Here is a 16,213-nt window from a genome sequence, read left to right as displayed (position 1 = left end):
CAAGTAGGGTTCAGAATATGTATTTGAGGGCGATTCCGTATTGGGTATGGAAATGTCCGGCCGCACTGCCCCACAGGATGCGTTCCCGCAACTGGAAAGCCAGTACGGTGCAGTCGCTCAGGTAGGCTTCCGCTTCGAGGGTCACGAAACCTCCATAAATGAAGGATTCGCTTTCCTGCAGGACAGCCCCGTCTTCCAGCATCCGTTTCCCGCCGTTTACGCGCTCATACCCCAGCAGGCCCGACAGTCCGGCGTTCAGGAACACCGTCTTGCCCGGTGTGGACAGGAAATTGTAGTAGTATCCCGCTTCCCCCGTATATTGCGCGAGCGGAATCCGGGTTTTCCGGTAGGGATAATGCCGTTTCATCATCCCGATGCCGTACATCCACTTGTGGCCCCCTTTGCCATAGGTGAACAGGGCAAGCGAGAAGGCATAGCCGGCATCCTTCCGGTTCCTTTGCGAATAGAATCCGTCCGCCATCTCCGCTGACACCTGTATGCCTTTCATGCCCGGCAGGCACCGTTGGGCTTCCGCCCGTCCTGCCAGGAGGACGGACAGAAGCAGGGTTATAAACAATACCTTCCCCTTCATCGCACACGCAGTTCATTAATGGTCTCAGCCTGTACCAGGTCTTCATTCTCCAGCTCGAAGGTCTGGTGACGCCCGCCTTGTTTCTCGTACATTTCCACGACCAGTTTCTTCCCGTCGGGTATCGTGAATTTCGGCAGGGCGAACACCGTGCATTCGGACTTCCTCCCGTCCACACGGGTCACGTAGTTGTAGGCCCGCAGCGGATAGACCACCTGTTCCTGCATGGCGGTACGCTTCACCAGTTTCTTGTCCGCTATCTTGAAAGTCACGAAATCCACATCGAAGGGCACGTGCGAGGTGTTCTTTACCTGCGTGTGGAAATAGAGCAGCCCGCTGTGGCTGTACAGCCCTTTCAGGAGGAACTGTACCCCGAAACGCTTGCACCCGATGTGGCGGATGCGGCGCCTGTCGCGTTCATACACGGACTTCATGATCAGGCGCACCAGGCGGGGCGACTCGTTGTCCAGTTCCGTCAGGTAGATTTCCATCGCGTTGTTCGGGCGGTTCACCGTTTCCCCGTCATGGATGAAGTCGCACATCTCCACGTTCAGCAGCAGGGGCTCGTCCGCGTACTTCACATTGAAGCTGTAAAAATTCCCGTCTTCCGTAATCACGCTCATGTTCGTTTCCTGCCGGAAGTTCTTCGTGGTGGCCTTCACGCGGATCACGTTCTCCGCGCCGTCCGCCTTTCCCGCTATCAGGTCCGTGGACCCCAGGTCCACATACCTCACCGGTGAAGGGAAGATGACGTGCACCGTTTTGTCGTACGTGATTTCCAGCCCGTGCGGGGGAATCATCCGGCTGAATCCGATCTTGCGGCTCAGCCCTTCAAACCAGTCGCCGCTGCTTTGCTGTGCCTGCGCGGCGTTCATGCCCAACAGGGCGACAGTCAGAATCAGGATTTTCTTCATAAATCTGCTTGTTTGGTGAATAATCGTTTGTTCCATGTCCTTTGGTTCTCCTTCATTATATTATTGTCCGGGCGGGTACAGCAGCACCCGGTGTCCGGCTTTCAGCGTCACTTTCACGCGTTGCATCTTTTGGGTGACGTATTGCGACACGCCCCGTATCACGCCTTTCCCCAGGTCGGAGGCGATCTGCGCTCCGGCATCCGTCGAGATGTTGATGCTGCTGTTCATCGATCCTCCCATGTTGGCGGCTATCTCGCGCAGGGCATCGTATTCCATCGAGTTCGGCACCGCTATGCCCTGCTGCCCGTCGGCATCATACACTTCCAGTTCCACGGGGATGACTGACCCGTCATGCTCCACGGTAGAGATGAGGATGTCCAGGCGTTCCCCCTGCATCCGTGTGCCTCCGGTCAGCACCGTCCCTTTCGGGATGAGCCGGTCGTCCACCGCCATCGGTTCCAGCAGGCGGATGCGGAGCGTCTGCCCGTCCGCCACGGTCTGGGTGCCGTGCACGCAGGCGGCGATAGTATTCCTGGCCGAAGCGAGCGTCTTTCCGACCGGCGTGTGGAACCCCGTGTTCCTTTCCCCGGCAAAGGCCGTCGCACGCTCCTGGTCGTCTGACGGACGGGGAAGGGAGGATACCACCTGGTGCCGGACAGCCGTCACCGGCCTGGCCTCCGCCTTCCGCCTTTCCGTTGCCGGACGGGCCTGTGCCGTCTGCCCTCCGTTGTAGCGGGCGGCCAGTTCGTAGGATTTCTCCATCAGTGCCAGTTTCTCTTCCATCGAGTATTCCGGGGAAGCCTCCGGCTGCTGTGCCTGCCGCCGTTCCAGTTCCGCCACGCGCTTCCGCAGTTCCTCCTTCTCCCGGTCATAGGCCGGCTCATAGAAGTTGTTCAGGGTGCGGTTCATGTCGCGGTAGGCGGCGGACGGCGAGCGGGCGGTTTCCTGCCCGGCTGTTTTCCGGGGCTTTTCCGGAGGCAGGTCGGGCAACCGCACCGTGTCTGCCTGTTTCCGGTCCAGCAGCGAGGCCATCTCCCGGTAGGTGCTCCTGCGTTCCTTTTCTTTTTTCTCCAGTTCCTCATGCTCGTAGGCGGCCACCTTGCTCTCCTGCATCCGGGAGTCTTCCGGCAGGGGAATTTCGGTGTTGAAGCCATTGCCCTGCCCGGCCTTTGCCTGTTCCTTTTCCGAAGGGGACAGGGCCAGCCAGACGCACCCGGCGCAGAGGAGTACCAGGACGGGATAGACGATGTATCCGGCCCGTTTCCGTTTCTGTTCTTCAGTCAGCGGCTTGCCGCCTTCCTTGGGCGGAGGCAGCTTCAGCAGCGTCCTGAGTTTTCCGATGTTCATTTTCATGTCTGTTTTCCGCTTGTTCTTTTTCGTTCATTTTTTTGATTCCGTATGTGATGCCGATGGGGCGGATGTGCTCCACCTCCGGCCCGGGACCGTCCCTTTCCCCGAATCCCTGCAGGGCGGTGCCTACGGTGTAGACGCATCCGGCAAGAAAAGGCAGGAACAGGGCCAGCAGGACGGCGGCCCGTTGCCTTTCCGTCAGCTTCCGGCAGGACATCCGCAGCCGGATGTCCGCCCGTTTCCAAAAGTTCCGCCGCCTGTTCATCGTTCCGCGCTTCTGAGGTCCCTGTTTTCCAGTATCACCAGATGTTCGATGATGAACCCGTTGGGGTTCGCGTCCGAGCGTGAGGTGTTCTGCAGCTCGCATCCGGTCACCAGCGAGCGTTCCGTCACGTTGCTCTCGCGGATAATCAGCTGGCGTGCGTAGGTCTTCACCCGGTAAGGGTACACGGAGAAGTCGCACGACACGCTGTCCACCTGGAGCACCTGGTTCACGTTGCCCGATATCAGGCGGTTGTAGTAGCCTTTCTCGGCGAAGTCCGTATAGTACCGGTAGGCGCTCCGGTCGGCGAGCTGCAGGGCACGGTTGATGTTGTGCTCGATGGCGTCCTTCTGCGGCGAGAGGCCGAAGAAAAGCTCGTGGAAACGCCGTACATGCTCCCTGGCCTCTGCGGGACGGTTTTGGGAGAGGTCCTGCGAAAGGGCGAGCATCAGCGACTTCCCGCCGTCCAGCACGTAGATCTTTTCCCGCTGCTTCTCGGCGAAGCGGAACGAGCTCCACAGGGCATAGCCGGTGACGAGCGTGCAGCAGCCGATGAACACGGCCAGCATCAGGCGGATGCGGCGGAAGCTTGTCTCAATGTTGGTCAATGACTTGAATTCCATAATCTGTCTTTTCTTGGGTTATTTCCCCCGCAGCCTGCCTCCGACGTTGCCGAGCGCGGAGCCTGCGGCTCCTGCAGCCAGCCCGCCGCCTTTCACGGCGCTGCGGTTGATGTTGCGGTTGTAGTTCCCTCCTCCGCCTGCCTGCACGATCCATCCCGCCACGGTCGGCACGGTGAAGTAACCGATGATGCCTATCAGCATGAAGATGATGTACACGGCATTGGAGTTGTCCACCGAATAGTCGGGGTTACTCTGCAGTTCCAGGATGTCATTCTGGAGCATCAGCACCTGTATCTTGGCAAGCATGCAGCTGAACAGGTCGCTCACGGGCAGCCAGAGATAGACGGATATGTACCGGGTGAACCATTGGGCGAGTGTGGACTGGAACCCGTCCCACACGGAGAAGGCGAAGGCCACGGGGCCGAGGATGGAGAGCACCACGAGGAAGAACGTCCTCACCGTGTCTATCAGCAGCGAGGCGGCGGCGAACAGCAGTTCCAGCAGGCTGCGGAATGCGTCCCGGATGTTCTTTTCGAGGTTGTACATCCCCACTTCCATGTACATGCCCATCCGCGTGGCGGCGTCCCCGACAGACCATCCCAGCTCGTCCAGCTGCCGGTCAAACTCCTCGTCGCTGACCAGGTAGGCGGTTTCGGGGTTGCGCAGCATGGCTTCCCGCTCCAGCTTGTCCTTCTGTTCCCGGTATTTCTCCATGTCCATCGTCTGTGTCTCCAGCATGGAGTGCGTCCCCTGCACGATGAGCCCCAGCGTGTTGTTCAGCGTGCCCAGCACCAGCGTCGGGAACAGCAGGATGCAGATGCCGATGGCGAAGGGGCGCAGCAGCGGGTACACGTCTATCGGTTCGGCCCGCGCCAACGACTGCCATACGCGGACGGCCACATAGAACAGGGCGCCCAGCCCGGCAAGCCCTTTCGACACGGCGAGCATGTCGCCGCACAGGGGCATCATCTCCTCATAGAGGCTTTCCAGCACGGTGTGCAGGTTGGTGAAGTCGATTGAAAGCAACGTCATGGGCTACCAGTATTTGGCGTCAGCTTTCCCGTAGAGCCGCATCACGCGGTCCAGGTCGTTCTTCTTCCGGGCACGCAGGAAGCTGACGGCGATGTTGCGGTTCGTGTAATAGCCCACCAGATTCCGGTAGCGCCGCATGTTGCGGTAGCATCCGTCCACCACGTCCATGCGGTCCTTGTCCGTCATGGAGAGCGTGCTCACGTTGATCACCTGTTTCAGGTCCTGCAGCACGCCGTTGCTCTCTTCCAGCAGCTTCGTGTAGCCGAAGGCGATGGCGTCCAGTTCCTCCGGGGAGAAGTTCTCATCGTCCATCATCTTCCCGAAGTTCGTCACGTAGATGTCCGACACCTCACCGGTCATCAGGATGATTTCCTGTACCTTGCGGGCGTCACGCACCAGGTTGTTCACGCTTTTCAGCGCATCGTAGTAGCGTTTGGCCTGTTCGTAGATTTTCACGGTCTCTGCAAAGCTCTCCGCCGTGTTCACGGCCGTCTTCGAGGTGTGGGCGATGTTCTCCGCCATGTTGATGATGCCCTGGGCAAGGTTCCCGGGATCGCTCACCACCCACTGTGCCTGAGCGGCGGACGTGCCGAGTGCCGCCGCCAGGCCGAATGCCAGGATTTTTCCGTTCCTCATGGCTGCACCTCCTTCCGCACATAGTCGCCTCCCGGCGAGAAGGTCAGCACGTCGGCAGCCTCGTTGTAGGCCACGTCAATGCGGTATCCGGTATTGATGAAGAGATTCCCGTCCTCTTCCACCAGCAGGTAGGTCTGCGGTCTCAGGCGGCGAGTCTTCCCGCTGCGGGCGAACACTGTCACCTTGTAGGAATCCCCTTCCCGGTAAACCAGCACGTCGGGTTTCCCTTCCACGCTTGTCCACGGCCCGCACAGCTTTTCCGTTTCCGGCCCCTTGATGTCCGCACATCCTTGCAGCATCAGGGCTGCCGCCCCCATGAGGCAGGCGGCCAGCTTCGGCAGTTGTTTGTTCTTTTTCATGATTGTCTCTGTTTTTAGGGTAGTTTCTTTTCATCGCGTCTTTTTCCGGCAAGGCGGCGCACGGCAAGCTCCAGGTCGCCGTCCAGCCCGTCCGCCAGCCGTTGCAGTTCCAGCTTCTCGGATTCCTCCGTCGTGTACACCAGGTACTCTTCTTCGCTCACCTCCGTGGCGTACACGGCAGAGCGGGTGCCTCCCAGCCCGATCCATACCTCGCGGTAGGCGTTCCCCGGGCGGTTCGCCTGGTTGATGGAGAGGATCTGTCCCTTTTCCTTGTCCGTCAGCCCGAGCAGTTTCTGTATCTGGTCGAACTTGTTCATGTATTTCCGCTGGTCAAGCAGTATCTTGCAGTCGCTGTTGTTGATGATGGCTTCTTTCACGATGGGCGAACTGATAATGTCGTCCACTTCCTGGGTGACCACTACCGCTTCCCCGAAATATTTACGGACGGTCTTGAACAGATATTTTACATACTCGCTCATGTTCGCCGACATCAGGGCCTTCCAGCATTCCTCGATCAGTATCATTTTCCGGATACCTTTCAGCTTGCGCATCTTGCCGATGAAGGTTTCCATGATGATCAGCGTCACCACCGGCAGCAGCACCTTGTTTGAGGAAATGTTGTCTAGTTCGAAGACGATGAACCGTTTGTTCGTGAGGTCCAGCTTCTGATCGGAATTCAGCAGGAAGTCATAGTCGCCTCCCCGGTAAAAGGGTTCCAGCACGTTCAGGAAACCGTCGATGTCGAAGTCCTTTTCACGTACCTTCTTCTCTTCCATCATCCGGCGGTAATCGTCGCGTACGAACTCGTAGAAACCGTTGAAGTCGGGCCTCAGGCTCCGGTCCTGCGTGATTTTCCGGATATAGGCGTTCACCGCGCCGGACAGGGCGACCTCTTCCGAACGCCTCGGCGCCTCGTCCTCCCGTTTCCAGAGGGTCAGTATCAGCGTCTTGATGCTTTCGCGCTTCTCCACGTCGAACTCCCCGGAATCGGTATAGAAGGGGTTGAAGGCAATCGGGTTATCTTCCTCATAGGTCAGGTAGATGCCGTCCTCGCCCTTCGTGCGGCGGTTGATCAGCCTGCACAGCCCCTGGTAGCTGTTCCCGATGTCCACCAGCAGGATATGGGTGTTCTGTTCATAATACTGCCTTACCAGGTGGTTGGTGAAGAACGATTTCCCGCTTCCGGACGGGCCGAGCACGAACTTGTTGCGGTTCGTGATGATGCCCCGCCTCATCGGTTCGTCGCTGAGGTCCACGTGCACGGGCACCCCGCTCTGGCGGTCTGCCATACGGATGCCGAACGGGCTGGGTGAACTGCGGTAGTTCGTCTCTTCCGTGAACAGGCATACCGCCTGCTCCAGAAAGGTGTGGAAGCTTTCCTCGGCAGGAAAGTCGCCCGCATTGCCGGGGATGCCCGCCCAGTACAGCACCGGCACGTCGACCGTGTTGTGGCGGGGCGTGCATTCCATCATGGCCAGCTGGCTTCCCATATCGTTCTTGACACGCCGCAGGCTTTCCCCGTCTTCCGCCCAGGCGAGCACGTTGCAGTGGCAGCGCACGGGCAGCACGCCTTTCGTGTGGGCCTCGTCCAGGTACATTTCCACCCATTCCCGGTTTACTGCGTTGCTGCGGCTGTACCGGGAGAGGGAGAGCATGTTCCGGGCGGTCTTCTCCATGTCCTGTAGGACTGTCCGCGCGTCGTCGATGAAGACATACTGCGAATAGATGTGGTTGCAGGGAAGCAGCAGTCCTACGGGGGCGGCGAACGAGAGGCGGCAGTCGCTGCGGTCCGTGGACATCCGCCCGTAGCGCATGTCGGTGCCCACCTTGCCGGGGAGGTCGTCTGCTGCGGAGAGGGTGTGCAGGCACAGCCGCTTGTCTCCGATGCGCATCCGGTCCGGCTCCAGGCAGATGTCTTCCAGCACCGTTTGCCCGCCTTCCGGGGAAAGGGACAGGTAGCGTTCCACCAGCCCCGGACGCTCTTCCGTGCCCATGATTTCTTCCGGCGGCAGGCGGCGCAGGCGCACATGCCCCGAGTCGTTGACAATCCGTTCGAACTGTTCCACCGCCTCCATGAAACGGGAGGCGGCCTCCTTGTCCGTCACTTCTTTGGGCAGGATATGCCCCCGGCACAGGGTGCTGAAGTCGCTGTTCCGGCGGCTCCGTTCCCGCACAGTCTTGGTCACGTAGAGGTAGCAGCGGTGGTTCAGGTAGGGACGCTCGTTGAAGTGGCGTTCATAGCTCCGGGCCAGGAAGCTCATCTCCCTGCCTTCCCAGTCCGGCCGGTAGCTCTCTTCCGTGAACCAGTCCTGCTTGCACACGATGGAATAGTCGGGCAGCACCCGGATGGCCTTCACCCACACGGAGTGGATGGTTTCGTATTCCCCCGTCGCCACGGTGTACACCTCGGGCAGCGTCACCTCGAAGGCGACCGTCAGGTCCGCGTCCTTCGACACGATGCAGCCGTGCTCCACGGCAAGCAGGGGGAATTTCCGTTCCAGTGTCTCGGCTTTCAGTATGTTTCTCATGGCTTTCTTTCAGGGTTCAACATTCGGAATATCTTTCTGCGCCGGATCAGGTAGCGTGGATGGCGCTTTTCTGCCAGCATCTTCATCAGTCCGTGCTCGCCGAACCGCGCGTTCAGCCGGAACACGCCCCAGGCCAGCAGGCTGCCGGCGAAGATGCCGCCCAGAATGCAGGTCCATTGCCCCGCACCGGCGAGGTACAGGACGACCACCGCCAGCAGCACGGCGGCGAGCCCGCCCGCCAGGATGAAGAGGTACATGGCGGTCAGCCCCTTGAACTCCACCTGTTTCCCTACGCCTTTGTTCACGTCGTATTCCATAGGCTCAGAGGAAGAAGGAACGCAGGATGGTGGCGGCCACAATCAGGAAAATGCAGGCGAAGAACCAGCTCGCGGCGGTCTTCGACGTGTCGGGGTCCCCGCTGGAAAACTTTCCGTAGGTTTTGATGCCGCCCACCAGACCGAGTACGGCGCCGATGGCGTAACACAGTTTCGTCGCCGGGTCAAAATAGCTGGTCATGAGGCTGGTGGCCTCGTTGATGCCTGCAAGTCCCTCGCCCTGGGCGAAAGCCCCTGCTGTCACTAACACGCTCAATGCGGTAAAAAGGATTCTTTTTCTCATGCTTGAATCGTTTTTGGGGTTACACAATTGATTTCGGTGCAAATATAGAGGCGGAGAATGTGGCATGGTACAGGCGTTTCATCACATGGCGACAGATGTCTTCAGGTGTCAGCCCCAAAAATGATTCAGCATCCTTTATGCTTTATTTTAGCTATCAGAAACCATGCTACATGTAACATTATAAATGCCCCGTTCGGATTTCCAATCCAGGGTTTTGCAGTGTAAGATAAAAAGCATACCTTTGCATCGCTAGAATCCGCCACGCTTCCCGCAGACCAGCGTACCAGGGCGGAACTTTTTGTTTAAGGGCTGTCTGTTCTCTATCAGAAAAATAATGCCATAGGCAATGGAACGGGTTGAAAACAACGCAGTTTCAGCAATTTTGCCAGACAGGAGTTGTGCATTTGCCTGAATTTTAATAGTTTTGTATTTCAAAAATGAATTTGTATGGAAAATAAAAGCAAATATATAGGCTGGTTTCAGGTACGGAGGATGTGGGGAAGGCTTGACCTGCAATGGGAAGGCATACATGATGATGTGAATATCCTTGTCGGTATCAACGGCTGTGGAAAGACGACCCTGCTCAACCTGATGTCGGATTACTATACCGGACAGAAAATAAAGAAAGGGATTGCCGAATCCGTCAGCGGCACAGCCATTGGCAGTCCGGTCACATACATCCGTTCATTTGATGTGCCTGCCAACGCGAAGAAAAAGACGGAAAGCATGTTGCTTCAGGAACTCAAACACGTCATCAACCAGAACGGGGAAGGCACTTCGTTTTTCGATTACCGGATGAAGATGTTGAACTATCCGGACAAGGCGGAAATGATTCAGAAACGGATCGACACTTTTTTCAAATTGGTCAATACCTTATTTAAAGAAACAGGCAAAGAAATTACAATAGACCCGCAAAGTAATGCCTTGGTCTTTTCGATCCGGGGAACGGGAGGAAAACTCGTGACGAAAGAGGGTGAAAATATAGTCGATTCTGAAGGGAACGTGATTTATGTTTCGGATGAGAAAATCCAACTGGACCAGCTTTCTTCCGGCGAAAAGCAGATGCTGCTGATCCTGACTACCGTTTTCCTTCAGGAAGAGAAACCGAATGTATTGTTGATGGACGAGCCGGAAATCTCCCTGCACATCAGCTGGCAGGATCGTCTGATCGAATGGATACGGCAATTGAATCCGTATTGCCAGGTGATACTGACCACCCATTCCCCGAATATCTTTGCCAATGGTTGGGAGGACAAGATTGTGTTCATTCAAGATTTGGAGCGGCCATGATGGAAGCGGACAAGCGTGACTTTTATGCCAAAGCGGCAAAAGGGCTGGCGGCATCCGCCAGGCTCTACAACGTAGATGCCGTGGTTCATGTGGAAGACACGGACGACATCTGGTTCTGGCAGCAGTGTCTTTCCCAATACCGCACGGGACATTACAAGTTCATGCGGGCAACGACCAATGAGAAAGGCACTTCCACGACCGGATGTACGCAATGCTTGAAGTACAAGGATTTTCTGTCACGACGGTTCTTCATCTGCATAGACAGTGACCTCCGTTATCTTTCCGGTGAGGACTTGCGGGCGGAAAAGGGTATCCTGCAGACCTATACTTATTCTTGGGAAAACCATTGTGCGTTTGCCGGCAAATTGCAGCAAGCCTTTGATGAGGTGGAAGGAAGAAAACCATTTGACTTCCACTCTTTTCTGGAAGGATATTCCCGGATCGTGTACGAGCCTTTTCTGTTGATGCTGCATCAGGAAAGGGAGAATCATCCCCGTTTCAAACGGGGCGACTTTCACCGGTGTGTCGCGCTTCAATACCGGCAAGGGGATGAACTGGGCAACGGCGCGGCTTTCCTGAAGCGCCTGCAAGAAAATCTGGCTGCTGAAACGGTGGACATGGCTGCGCAATACGGGTTTGACGTTGGAGTGGAGAGGGGCCGCTATGAAGCTTTGGGACTGCGGGAAACGAATGCATACCTGTATGTCCGTGGCCATGACCTCTACAATGCATTGGTGTCCATCGGGAAAAAACTGTGTGAAAATACCGGGGTAGATTTTGAACAGAATGTCATGAGGTCGGCTCTGGCTTTTGGGCAATACGATGAAATTACCCGCATCAGGACAGATATCGGGAAATTGCAGGAACTGCCCTTGTGACAGGAAGAGTAACAACGCCCGGCACAGACCAGACCCTCATTACAGGTATGAAGCGGCTGTGCCGGACGTTTTTTATTTGATTCTTTAGAAGCTGTTTTGAATTTATCGTGCGATGATTTGGGATGAGTTTTTGAGGCATTTTCGCTTCTGTGATGAGGAAGATAGCGGGCTATCTGACGAAGAACAGGAGCGAAAAGGACCAAAAAATCGCCCAAAGCACACACGAAAACGGGTACATCAAGCCAAGAAAAACTTTTTGGAGAAATTCAAAACAGCTTCTTATTTACGCTATCAGTGTTTTCCAATCCTTTCTGGACTCATTTTTAGGAGGAGTGCCGTGCCTGACCGGCTTCGGATTCCCCTCTTCATCCAGATACCGTCCCATCAATTCCTCGATGACCTCCTTATTTTCCACCTGCGCCTCAATGACCGCGAACATTTCCGTTTCACGTATCGCATGCAACGTAAGGGCGGCACGGGACGACTGTTCCTCGTTTTCCCTGGCCCGGTTCCGGTTGAACAGCACGTCGGCCATGTTCACCAGGTCCGCCTGTGTTACCGGTTGCGACACGGCTTCCGTGGGTATATTCATAGCATCCAGTTCCTCCTGTTCCTCTTGCAACATGCGCATCCGTTCCAGGTCCAGCGTACATTCCACGTCCTCATCCGGCGTTTCTGTTTCTTCGCCGATAAAATCTTTCTCCAGAGGCAGGCTCAGGAAAGGGGCTCCCGTTTCGCCCGTGTTCTCGTCTAAATAGACGGACTGTGTACCGCCCATCACATCCGGTTCCGGAGACGCTCCCGGAACCGGTGTTTCTTTTTTCTCCGCTTGGGCGGAGGAGGAAACGGCATACAGCGCATCACAGATTCTTTTGACTTGGCTTTTCGTTTGCCATACTTTATATAAGATATAGGCGGCACAGGCCGTCCGTACCGACAGATAGATTACTTCTTCCATTGTATAGGTTTTTGAGTGGCTTTTTCATTATAAATCCCATTGATAATTTCTTCATACTGCTTTAGGTGGTCTGAAAGCACGTTGTTCACGAAAGCGGGCACCGACAGGTCCGGTGCGATTACCGGCAGTACACCCGCGATGGCGCGGTACAGCGCATCGTGGATGTAGGTCTGCCGCCGGGTGCCTTTGAGACGTTCCGCAAGAAAGCGTTTCCGGTACGCTTCCTGTTCCGGTGGTGCCCCGTAAAGGGGTTTCATTTCCTTTTCCCCGTCTTTTGTGTCCTTCCTTTGAGGCGAAAGGGATGCGCCGTTGTCCGTCATTTCTTCGAGGGCGGCCGTATCCCCCGCCACTACCCGTTTGAGGACATCCTCGTCCACATCGTATATTTTACGGTTTCTGTTTGCCATAGTATGCTGTATTTTTAGTCAGTAAGTCCGAGTATCGTTTCCAGTTCGTCGGCAAGCAGGTCGATGTGGCTCCCTTTCAGCAGGGAAGGCGAAGGAGGGAACAGCGTGCTGCGGAATACTTGGCCGTCCGTGCAGATGCCCCGGTTGAAGCGTTCTGCCTTCGGCAACACGGTTTCCAGCGTCTTCAGCTTCAGGTGGCGGAAGATTTCCGTGTAGGCGCGGTAAAGTTCCTTGGACACCCGGCGGTCCATGCAGTTCCAGAACAGGCGGATGTCCTTCAGCGGGAAACTGTCATTGCGGGAAAGCAGTTCCCGGATGGCAAGCACGAAGTTCATGCTGCTCTGCATGACCATCCGGTTCTGTGTCACCGGCACGAACAGATAGTCCATGTTCACCAGGGAGCGGAATACGCCTGCGGCATTCACCGTTCCGGGCAGGTCGGTCAGCACAAGGTCATAGGAGGTTTCCGAACGGTCCAGGAATTCGTAGGCGGTCTGCTTGGCGTCTTCGGGGGTGGAGGTCAGCACGGTATAGGCTTTCCGCTCGCTTCCCTCGAACTGCTCCAGCAGCTTTCCCTGGAGCTTTTCGTTCTTTTCCACTGTCTTGATGTCCCATTCCCGGATGTCGCGGATGCTGTGCTGCGGATAGTCGCAGTCCACGACCAGCACGTTTCTGCCTTTCCGGTAGTGGAAATAACTGGCAAGGAGTATCGTCAGCGTGGACTTGCCGACGCCTCCTTTCTGGTTGCTCAAGGCAACGAACAAAGGTTCTTTCTTCTTTTCCATTGTATTTTCTTTGGATTGATTGGTTATGCTTGCAGATAAGGATTGCCATACGGAATGCCTTGCACCAGTACCTTGCTGCATACACAGCGCCCATTGCTACAATGCAGCATATACGATAGGGCACTGTATATACGCCAAAGTGTATGGTATCAAAGAACGCATGGCAGGATTGTCACCAATGCATCCATGCAATATAATATGGAATACATCAGGGCCATACTTGCAGGAGGCAATGCAGGGCGTTACAGGTTACAAGGCATTGACATATCCGATGCACCGTCATACCTGTTGCATCCCTGTATGTACTGTGTTACGGCAAGTAATGCAACGGTGGCTGTACCATGTCACGATACCTGTTGCAAGGCTGCACTCAGAATTTCACATCGCCCAGCTTGCGGTGAAACAGTTCTTCCAGTTCTGCCCCGTAGGTTTTCAGGTGGTGGGCCAGCACATTGTCCAGGAAGGCGGGCACGGTCATCCCTTCCTTGACCATGGGCAATATGCGGGCAAGCAGGGAGTAGGTTTCACAACTGATGTAAGTCTGCTTGCGGTGCACGGTTTCGTTGCGGTTCAGGAAGAGGTCTTCATAGGTTTCCTGCATCCGCAAGTCTTCGGCTGTGTTTCCTTCCCGGTCATCCGGAATGGCACCGAGTGTTATTTGCTCTACCAGGATGGTACCGCCGCTTTCCTTTTTCCGGCACAGGCTTTCAAACAGGCTTTTCTTCTTTCTCATAATTTCTTGAATTTAGGTGAATATTCGTTTTCCGGTTCGCTCTCATAGTACGCGACAGGGCAATGTGTTTCGTGTGGCAATGCATCCCGTCCGGCATTGCCGCATACATGGCATCCATGCAATGTTGGAAGCAAGACATCCCTGCTATATTTTGCGTATGGCGGTCCGTATGGCAGTACATGAACGGATGCATAGCACTGCATGCCCCCTTGCGTCACGTCAAAAGTAGGAAGTATTTCCGTCCCATGGGTTATCAGTGGAATGCTTTGGCATGATACGGCATCGGATGTCTTCACATGTCATGCAAACGGCTGTTTGACAGCCCGTTAAAAGGAACTAATTTTGCACCGTGAACCATGACGGAAGAGAGAAATGCGCTTCACCGGCCTGCCATGCTCCGCAAGCGTCGCACGGCAATCCGGCGAAGGCGGATTCTCTGTTCAAACGAACAGAGCAAGTTGTGTCTTTGTCCGACAGAAATGCTTCTGCCCGACAAAGACCTCCGACCCGCCCGGAGCGGGCGTTTTTCTCCAAAGTCGAAAACAAGGGAAATATATGGGTAAAGACACAAGGACAAGAACAGGCAGGAAGCCAAAAAACGATCCGGCGGACTACAAATACAGCTTCCGCCTGAATGCGGCGGAGAAGACGAAGTTCGACAGACTGTTGGCGGAATCGGGAGCCAGGGACCGCACGCTTTTCATCAAGAAGGCCGTCTTTGGAGGCACACTCAAAGTGGTGAAGGTGGACAAGGTAACTATGGATTATTACGTCCGATTGACCGAATTTTACAGACAGTTCCAGGCGGTGGGCAACAACTACAACCAGGTGGTACGTTCCATCCGCAACAACTTCGGGGAAAAACGGGCGATGGCTTTGCTCTACCGGCTGGAGAAGTCCAACCTGGAACTGATACTCGTGTGCAGGAAAGTGATGGCGCTCACCGAAGAATACCAGCGGAAATGGTTGCAAAGATAAGCCACGGGGCAAGCCTCTATGGGGCGCTTGCCTACAACTTCAACAAGGTGGCGGCAGGTACGGCACAGGTTCTTTCAGGCAACCGCATCATATCCGACCGTCCGGACCAGCCGGGCGGGGACTTGCGGCTGGCGCTGCTCTCCTTCGAGAACCACCTGTTGGCGAACCGGCGTACCGAAAAGCCGGTCCTGCACATCGCCCTCAGTCCGGCACCGGAAGATACGCTGACGGACGGACAACTGGAAGGACTGGCGGCAAAGTACATGGAAAAGATGGGCTATGGCAGCCAGCCTTACATCGTGTTCAGGCACGGCGACACGCACAATCCGCACATCCACATCGTCAGCGTATGCGTGGACGATGAGGGACGGAAAATCAGTGACGCTTACGAACACCGCCGGTCCATGACGGCCTGCCGTGAACTGGAACAGGAATTCGGCCTGCGCAACAGTGCGGAAATGCAGGGGCGTGAGTTGGGAGCAGAACTGAAGAAAGTGGATGCTTCGGCAGGTGACGTGCGCCATCAGGTAGGCAGCACGCTGAAAGCCGTGCTAGCAGGTTATCGCTTTCAGACCTTCGGCGAATACAGCGCGTTGCTGTCCACGCTCAATATTGAAGCGAAGCTGGTGCGGGGCGAATACGGCGGCAGACCATATACCGGCATCGTGTATGCGGCAACGGACGATAACGGGAAGGTGGCCAGCCCGCCATTCAAGAGTTCCCGGTTCGGTAAACGGTTCGGGAAGGAAGGGTTGGACAGGAGGATGCTGGTGCATGCGAAGGACTTCAGGGAAGGTCGGTGGGCACCGTCCATACAGCGGCAGGTGGCTGAAGCCATGCGCAACGCCCGCTCACGGGAGGAGCTGGTCAGGATGCTGGACAGGCGGCATATCGGGGTAGTGTTCCGCGAGAACGCGTCCGGCAGGATATACGGCGTGACCTTTATCGACCGTGACCGCCGTGAGGTGTTCAACGGCTCGCGCATGGGCAGGGAGTTCTCGGCAAACGTGTTCAACGAACTTTTCCGTTGGTGGGAAAGCATTCCAGCCTCTTCGCGAGTGAATTCTTCCGCCGAGCTTTGGCGCAGCCACCGTCCGGAACAGGGCAGCGTGCTGGAACAGGCGGCCGGTATCCTCTCCACGGAGCAGAATCCGGCGGTCGATTACGAGGAGGAGGCTTTCCGCCGCCGTATGAAAAGGAAAAAGAAGCGTAAAGGAAGGGGGATATGATAAGTTACGGACTCATCCCACATCAGTCCCGGACTGATGGTACA

At 56.0% G+C, this 16,213-nt stretch carries 19 protein-coding genes; 4 read left to right on the top strand and 15 right to left on the bottom strand.

Translation table 11 applies throughout. The annotated features are described in order from the left end of the window. Window positions 1-10: 10 nt before the first annotated feature. From BACSA_RS05635 to BACSA_RS05585, 11 genes are read right to left on the bottom strand one after another with little or no spacing between them, the layout of a single operon-like run. The gene (locus BACSA_RS05635) at window positions 11-592 is read right to left on the bottom strand and encodes a conjugal transfer protein TraO (protein ID WP_013617152.1); all 582 of its coding nucleotides are present in this window, start codon (window positions 590-592) and stop codon (window positions 11-13) included. Next, window positions 589-1,503 (bottom strand): conjugative transposon protein TraN, encoded by a 915-nt coding sequence (gene traN, locus BACSA_RS05630; protein ID WP_013617151.1) that lies wholly within the window; start codon window positions 1,501-1,503, stop codon window positions 589-591. Before traN ends, BACSA_RS05635 begins: the two co-directional genes overlap by 4 nt. Before the next feature lie 60 nt (window positions 1,504-1,563). Continuing rightward, window positions 1,564-2,856: a conjugative transposon protein TraM gene (gene traM, locus BACSA_RS05625; protein WP_041583902.1), complete on the bottom strand. Its 1,293-nt coding sequence runs from the start codon at window positions 2,854-2,856 to the stop codon at window positions 1,564-1,566. Beyond that, entirely contained in the window at window positions 2,780-3,118 is a 339-nt protein-coding gene (locus BACSA_RS18870; protein WP_013617149.1) for a TraL conjugative transposon family protein, read from the bottom strand. Before BACSA_RS18870 ends, traM begins: the two co-directional genes overlap by 77 nt. After that, window positions 3,115-3,738, bottom strand: coding sequence for a conjugative transposon protein TraK (traK, locus tag BACSA_RS05615; protein ID WP_013617148.1), 624 nt, complete (start codon window positions 3,736-3,738; stop codon window positions 3,115-3,117). The genes BACSA_RS18870 and traK overlap by 4 nt, the downstream gene beginning before the upstream one ends. Before the next feature lie 18 nt (window positions 3,739-3,756). Further along, window positions 3,757-4,770 carry a conjugative transposon protein TraJ gene (traJ, locus tag BACSA_RS05610; protein ID WP_013617147.1) on the bottom strand — a complete coding sequence of 338 codons (1,014 nt, stop codon included), beginning with the start codon at window positions 4,768-4,770 and terminating at the stop codon, window positions 3,757-3,759. A 3-nt stretch (window positions 4,771-4,773) separates the two neighbouring features. Beyond that, window positions 4,774-5,406 carry a DUF4141 domain-containing protein gene (locus BACSA_RS05605; RefSeq protein WP_013617146.1) on the bottom strand — a complete coding sequence of 211 codons (633 nt, stop codon included), beginning with the start codon at window positions 5,404-5,406 and terminating at the stop codon, window positions 4,774-4,776. Then, entirely contained in the window at window positions 5,403-5,765 is a 363-nt protein-coding gene (locus BACSA_RS05600) for a DUF3876 domain-containing protein (protein ID WP_013617145.1), read from the bottom strand. The genes BACSA_RS05605 and BACSA_RS05600 overlap by 4 nt, the downstream gene beginning before the upstream one ends. Window positions 5,766-5,779: 14 nt before the next feature. After that, window positions 5,780-8,293, bottom strand: a complete 2,514-nt coding sequence (locus BACSA_RS05595; protein WP_013617144.1) for a TraG family conjugative transposon ATPase — start codon at window positions 8,291-8,293, stop codon at window positions 5,780-5,782. Continuing rightward, the gene (locus tag BACSA_RS05590) at window positions 8,290-8,610 is read right to left on the bottom strand and encodes a DUF4133 domain-containing protein (protein ID WP_013617143.1); all 321 of its coding nucleotides are present in this window, start codon (window positions 8,608-8,610) and stop codon (window positions 8,290-8,292) included. Before BACSA_RS05590 ends, BACSA_RS05595 begins: the two co-directional genes overlap by 4 nt. A gap of 4 nt (window positions 8,611-8,614) precedes the next feature. Continuing rightward, window positions 8,615-8,977, bottom strand: coding sequence for a DUF4134 domain-containing protein (locus tag BACSA_RS05585; RefSeq protein WP_394358866.1), 363 nt, complete (start codon window positions 8,975-8,977; stop codon window positions 8,615-8,617). A 381-nt stretch (window positions 8,978-9,358) separates the two neighbouring features. Here BACSA_RS05585 and BACSA_RS05580 point away from each other — a divergent pair, with 381 nt between their 5' ends. Next, window positions 9,359-10,201: an AAA family ATPase gene (locus tag BACSA_RS05580; RefSeq protein ID WP_013617141.1), complete on the top strand. Its 843-nt coding sequence runs from the start codon at window positions 9,359-9,361 to the stop codon at window positions 10,199-10,201. After that, window positions 10,198-11,079, top strand: coding sequence for a DUF4435 domain-containing protein (locus tag BACSA_RS05575; RefSeq protein ID WP_013617140.1), 882 nt, complete (start codon window positions 10,198-10,200; stop codon window positions 11,077-11,079). The genes BACSA_RS05580 and BACSA_RS05575 overlap by 4 nt, the downstream gene beginning before the upstream one ends. A gap of 283 nt (window positions 11,080-11,362) precedes the next feature. On the opposite strand, the gene BACSA_RS05570 is transcribed toward BACSA_RS05575, so the two are convergent. From BACSA_RS05570 to BACSA_RS19205, 4 genes are all read right to left on the bottom strand, one after another. Further along, window positions 11,363-12,037 (bottom strand): DUF4122 family protein, encoded by a 675-nt coding sequence (locus BACSA_RS05570; RefSeq protein WP_013617139.1) that lies wholly within the window; start codon window positions 12,035-12,037, stop codon window positions 11,363-11,365. Beyond that, the gene (locus tag BACSA_RS05565; RefSeq protein ID WP_013617138.1) at window positions 12,025-12,444 is read right to left on the bottom strand and encodes a DUF3408 domain-containing protein; all 420 of its coding nucleotides are present in this window, start codon (window positions 12,442-12,444) and stop codon (window positions 12,025-12,027) included. The genes BACSA_RS05570 and BACSA_RS05565 overlap by 13 nt, the downstream gene beginning before the upstream one ends. A 14-nt stretch (window positions 12,445-12,458) precedes the next feature. Next, entirely contained in the window at window positions 12,459-13,229 is a 771-nt protein-coding gene (locus BACSA_RS05560; RefSeq protein ID WP_013617137.1) for an AAA family ATPase, read from the bottom strand. Between the two features lie 370 nt (window positions 13,230-13,599). Then, window positions 13,600-13,962 (bottom strand): DUF3408 domain-containing protein, encoded by a 363-nt coding sequence (locus BACSA_RS19205; RefSeq protein WP_013617136.1) that lies wholly within the window; start codon window positions 13,960-13,962, stop codon window positions 13,600-13,602. 555 nt (window positions 13,963-14,517) lie between these two features. On the opposite strand from BACSA_RS19205, the gene mobA reads away from it, so the two are divergent. Continuing rightward, the gene (mobA, locus tag BACSA_RS05545; protein WP_013617135.1) at window positions 14,518-14,940 is read left to right on the top strand and encodes a conjugal transfer protein MobA; all 423 of its coding nucleotides are present in this window, start codon (window positions 14,518-14,520) and stop codon (window positions 14,938-14,940) included. Then, window positions 14,925-16,169 carry a conjugal transfer protein MobB gene (mobB, locus tag BACSA_RS05540; RefSeq protein WP_013617134.1) on the top strand — a complete coding sequence of 415 codons (1,245 nt, stop codon included), beginning with the start codon at window positions 14,925-14,927 and terminating at the stop codon, window positions 16,167-16,169. Before mobA ends, mobB begins: the two co-directional genes overlap by 16 nt. Window positions 16,170-16,213: the final 44 nt, after the last annotated feature.

Origin of the sequence: Phocaeicola salanitronis DSM 18170 (assembly GCF_000190575.1) — a bacterium.
Classification (GTDB): domain Bacteria; phylum Bacteroidota; class Bacteroidia; order Bacteroidales; family Bacteroidaceae; genus Phocaeicola; species Phocaeicola salanitronis.
This window is presented reverse-complemented; position numbering and strand designations above follow the sequence as displayed.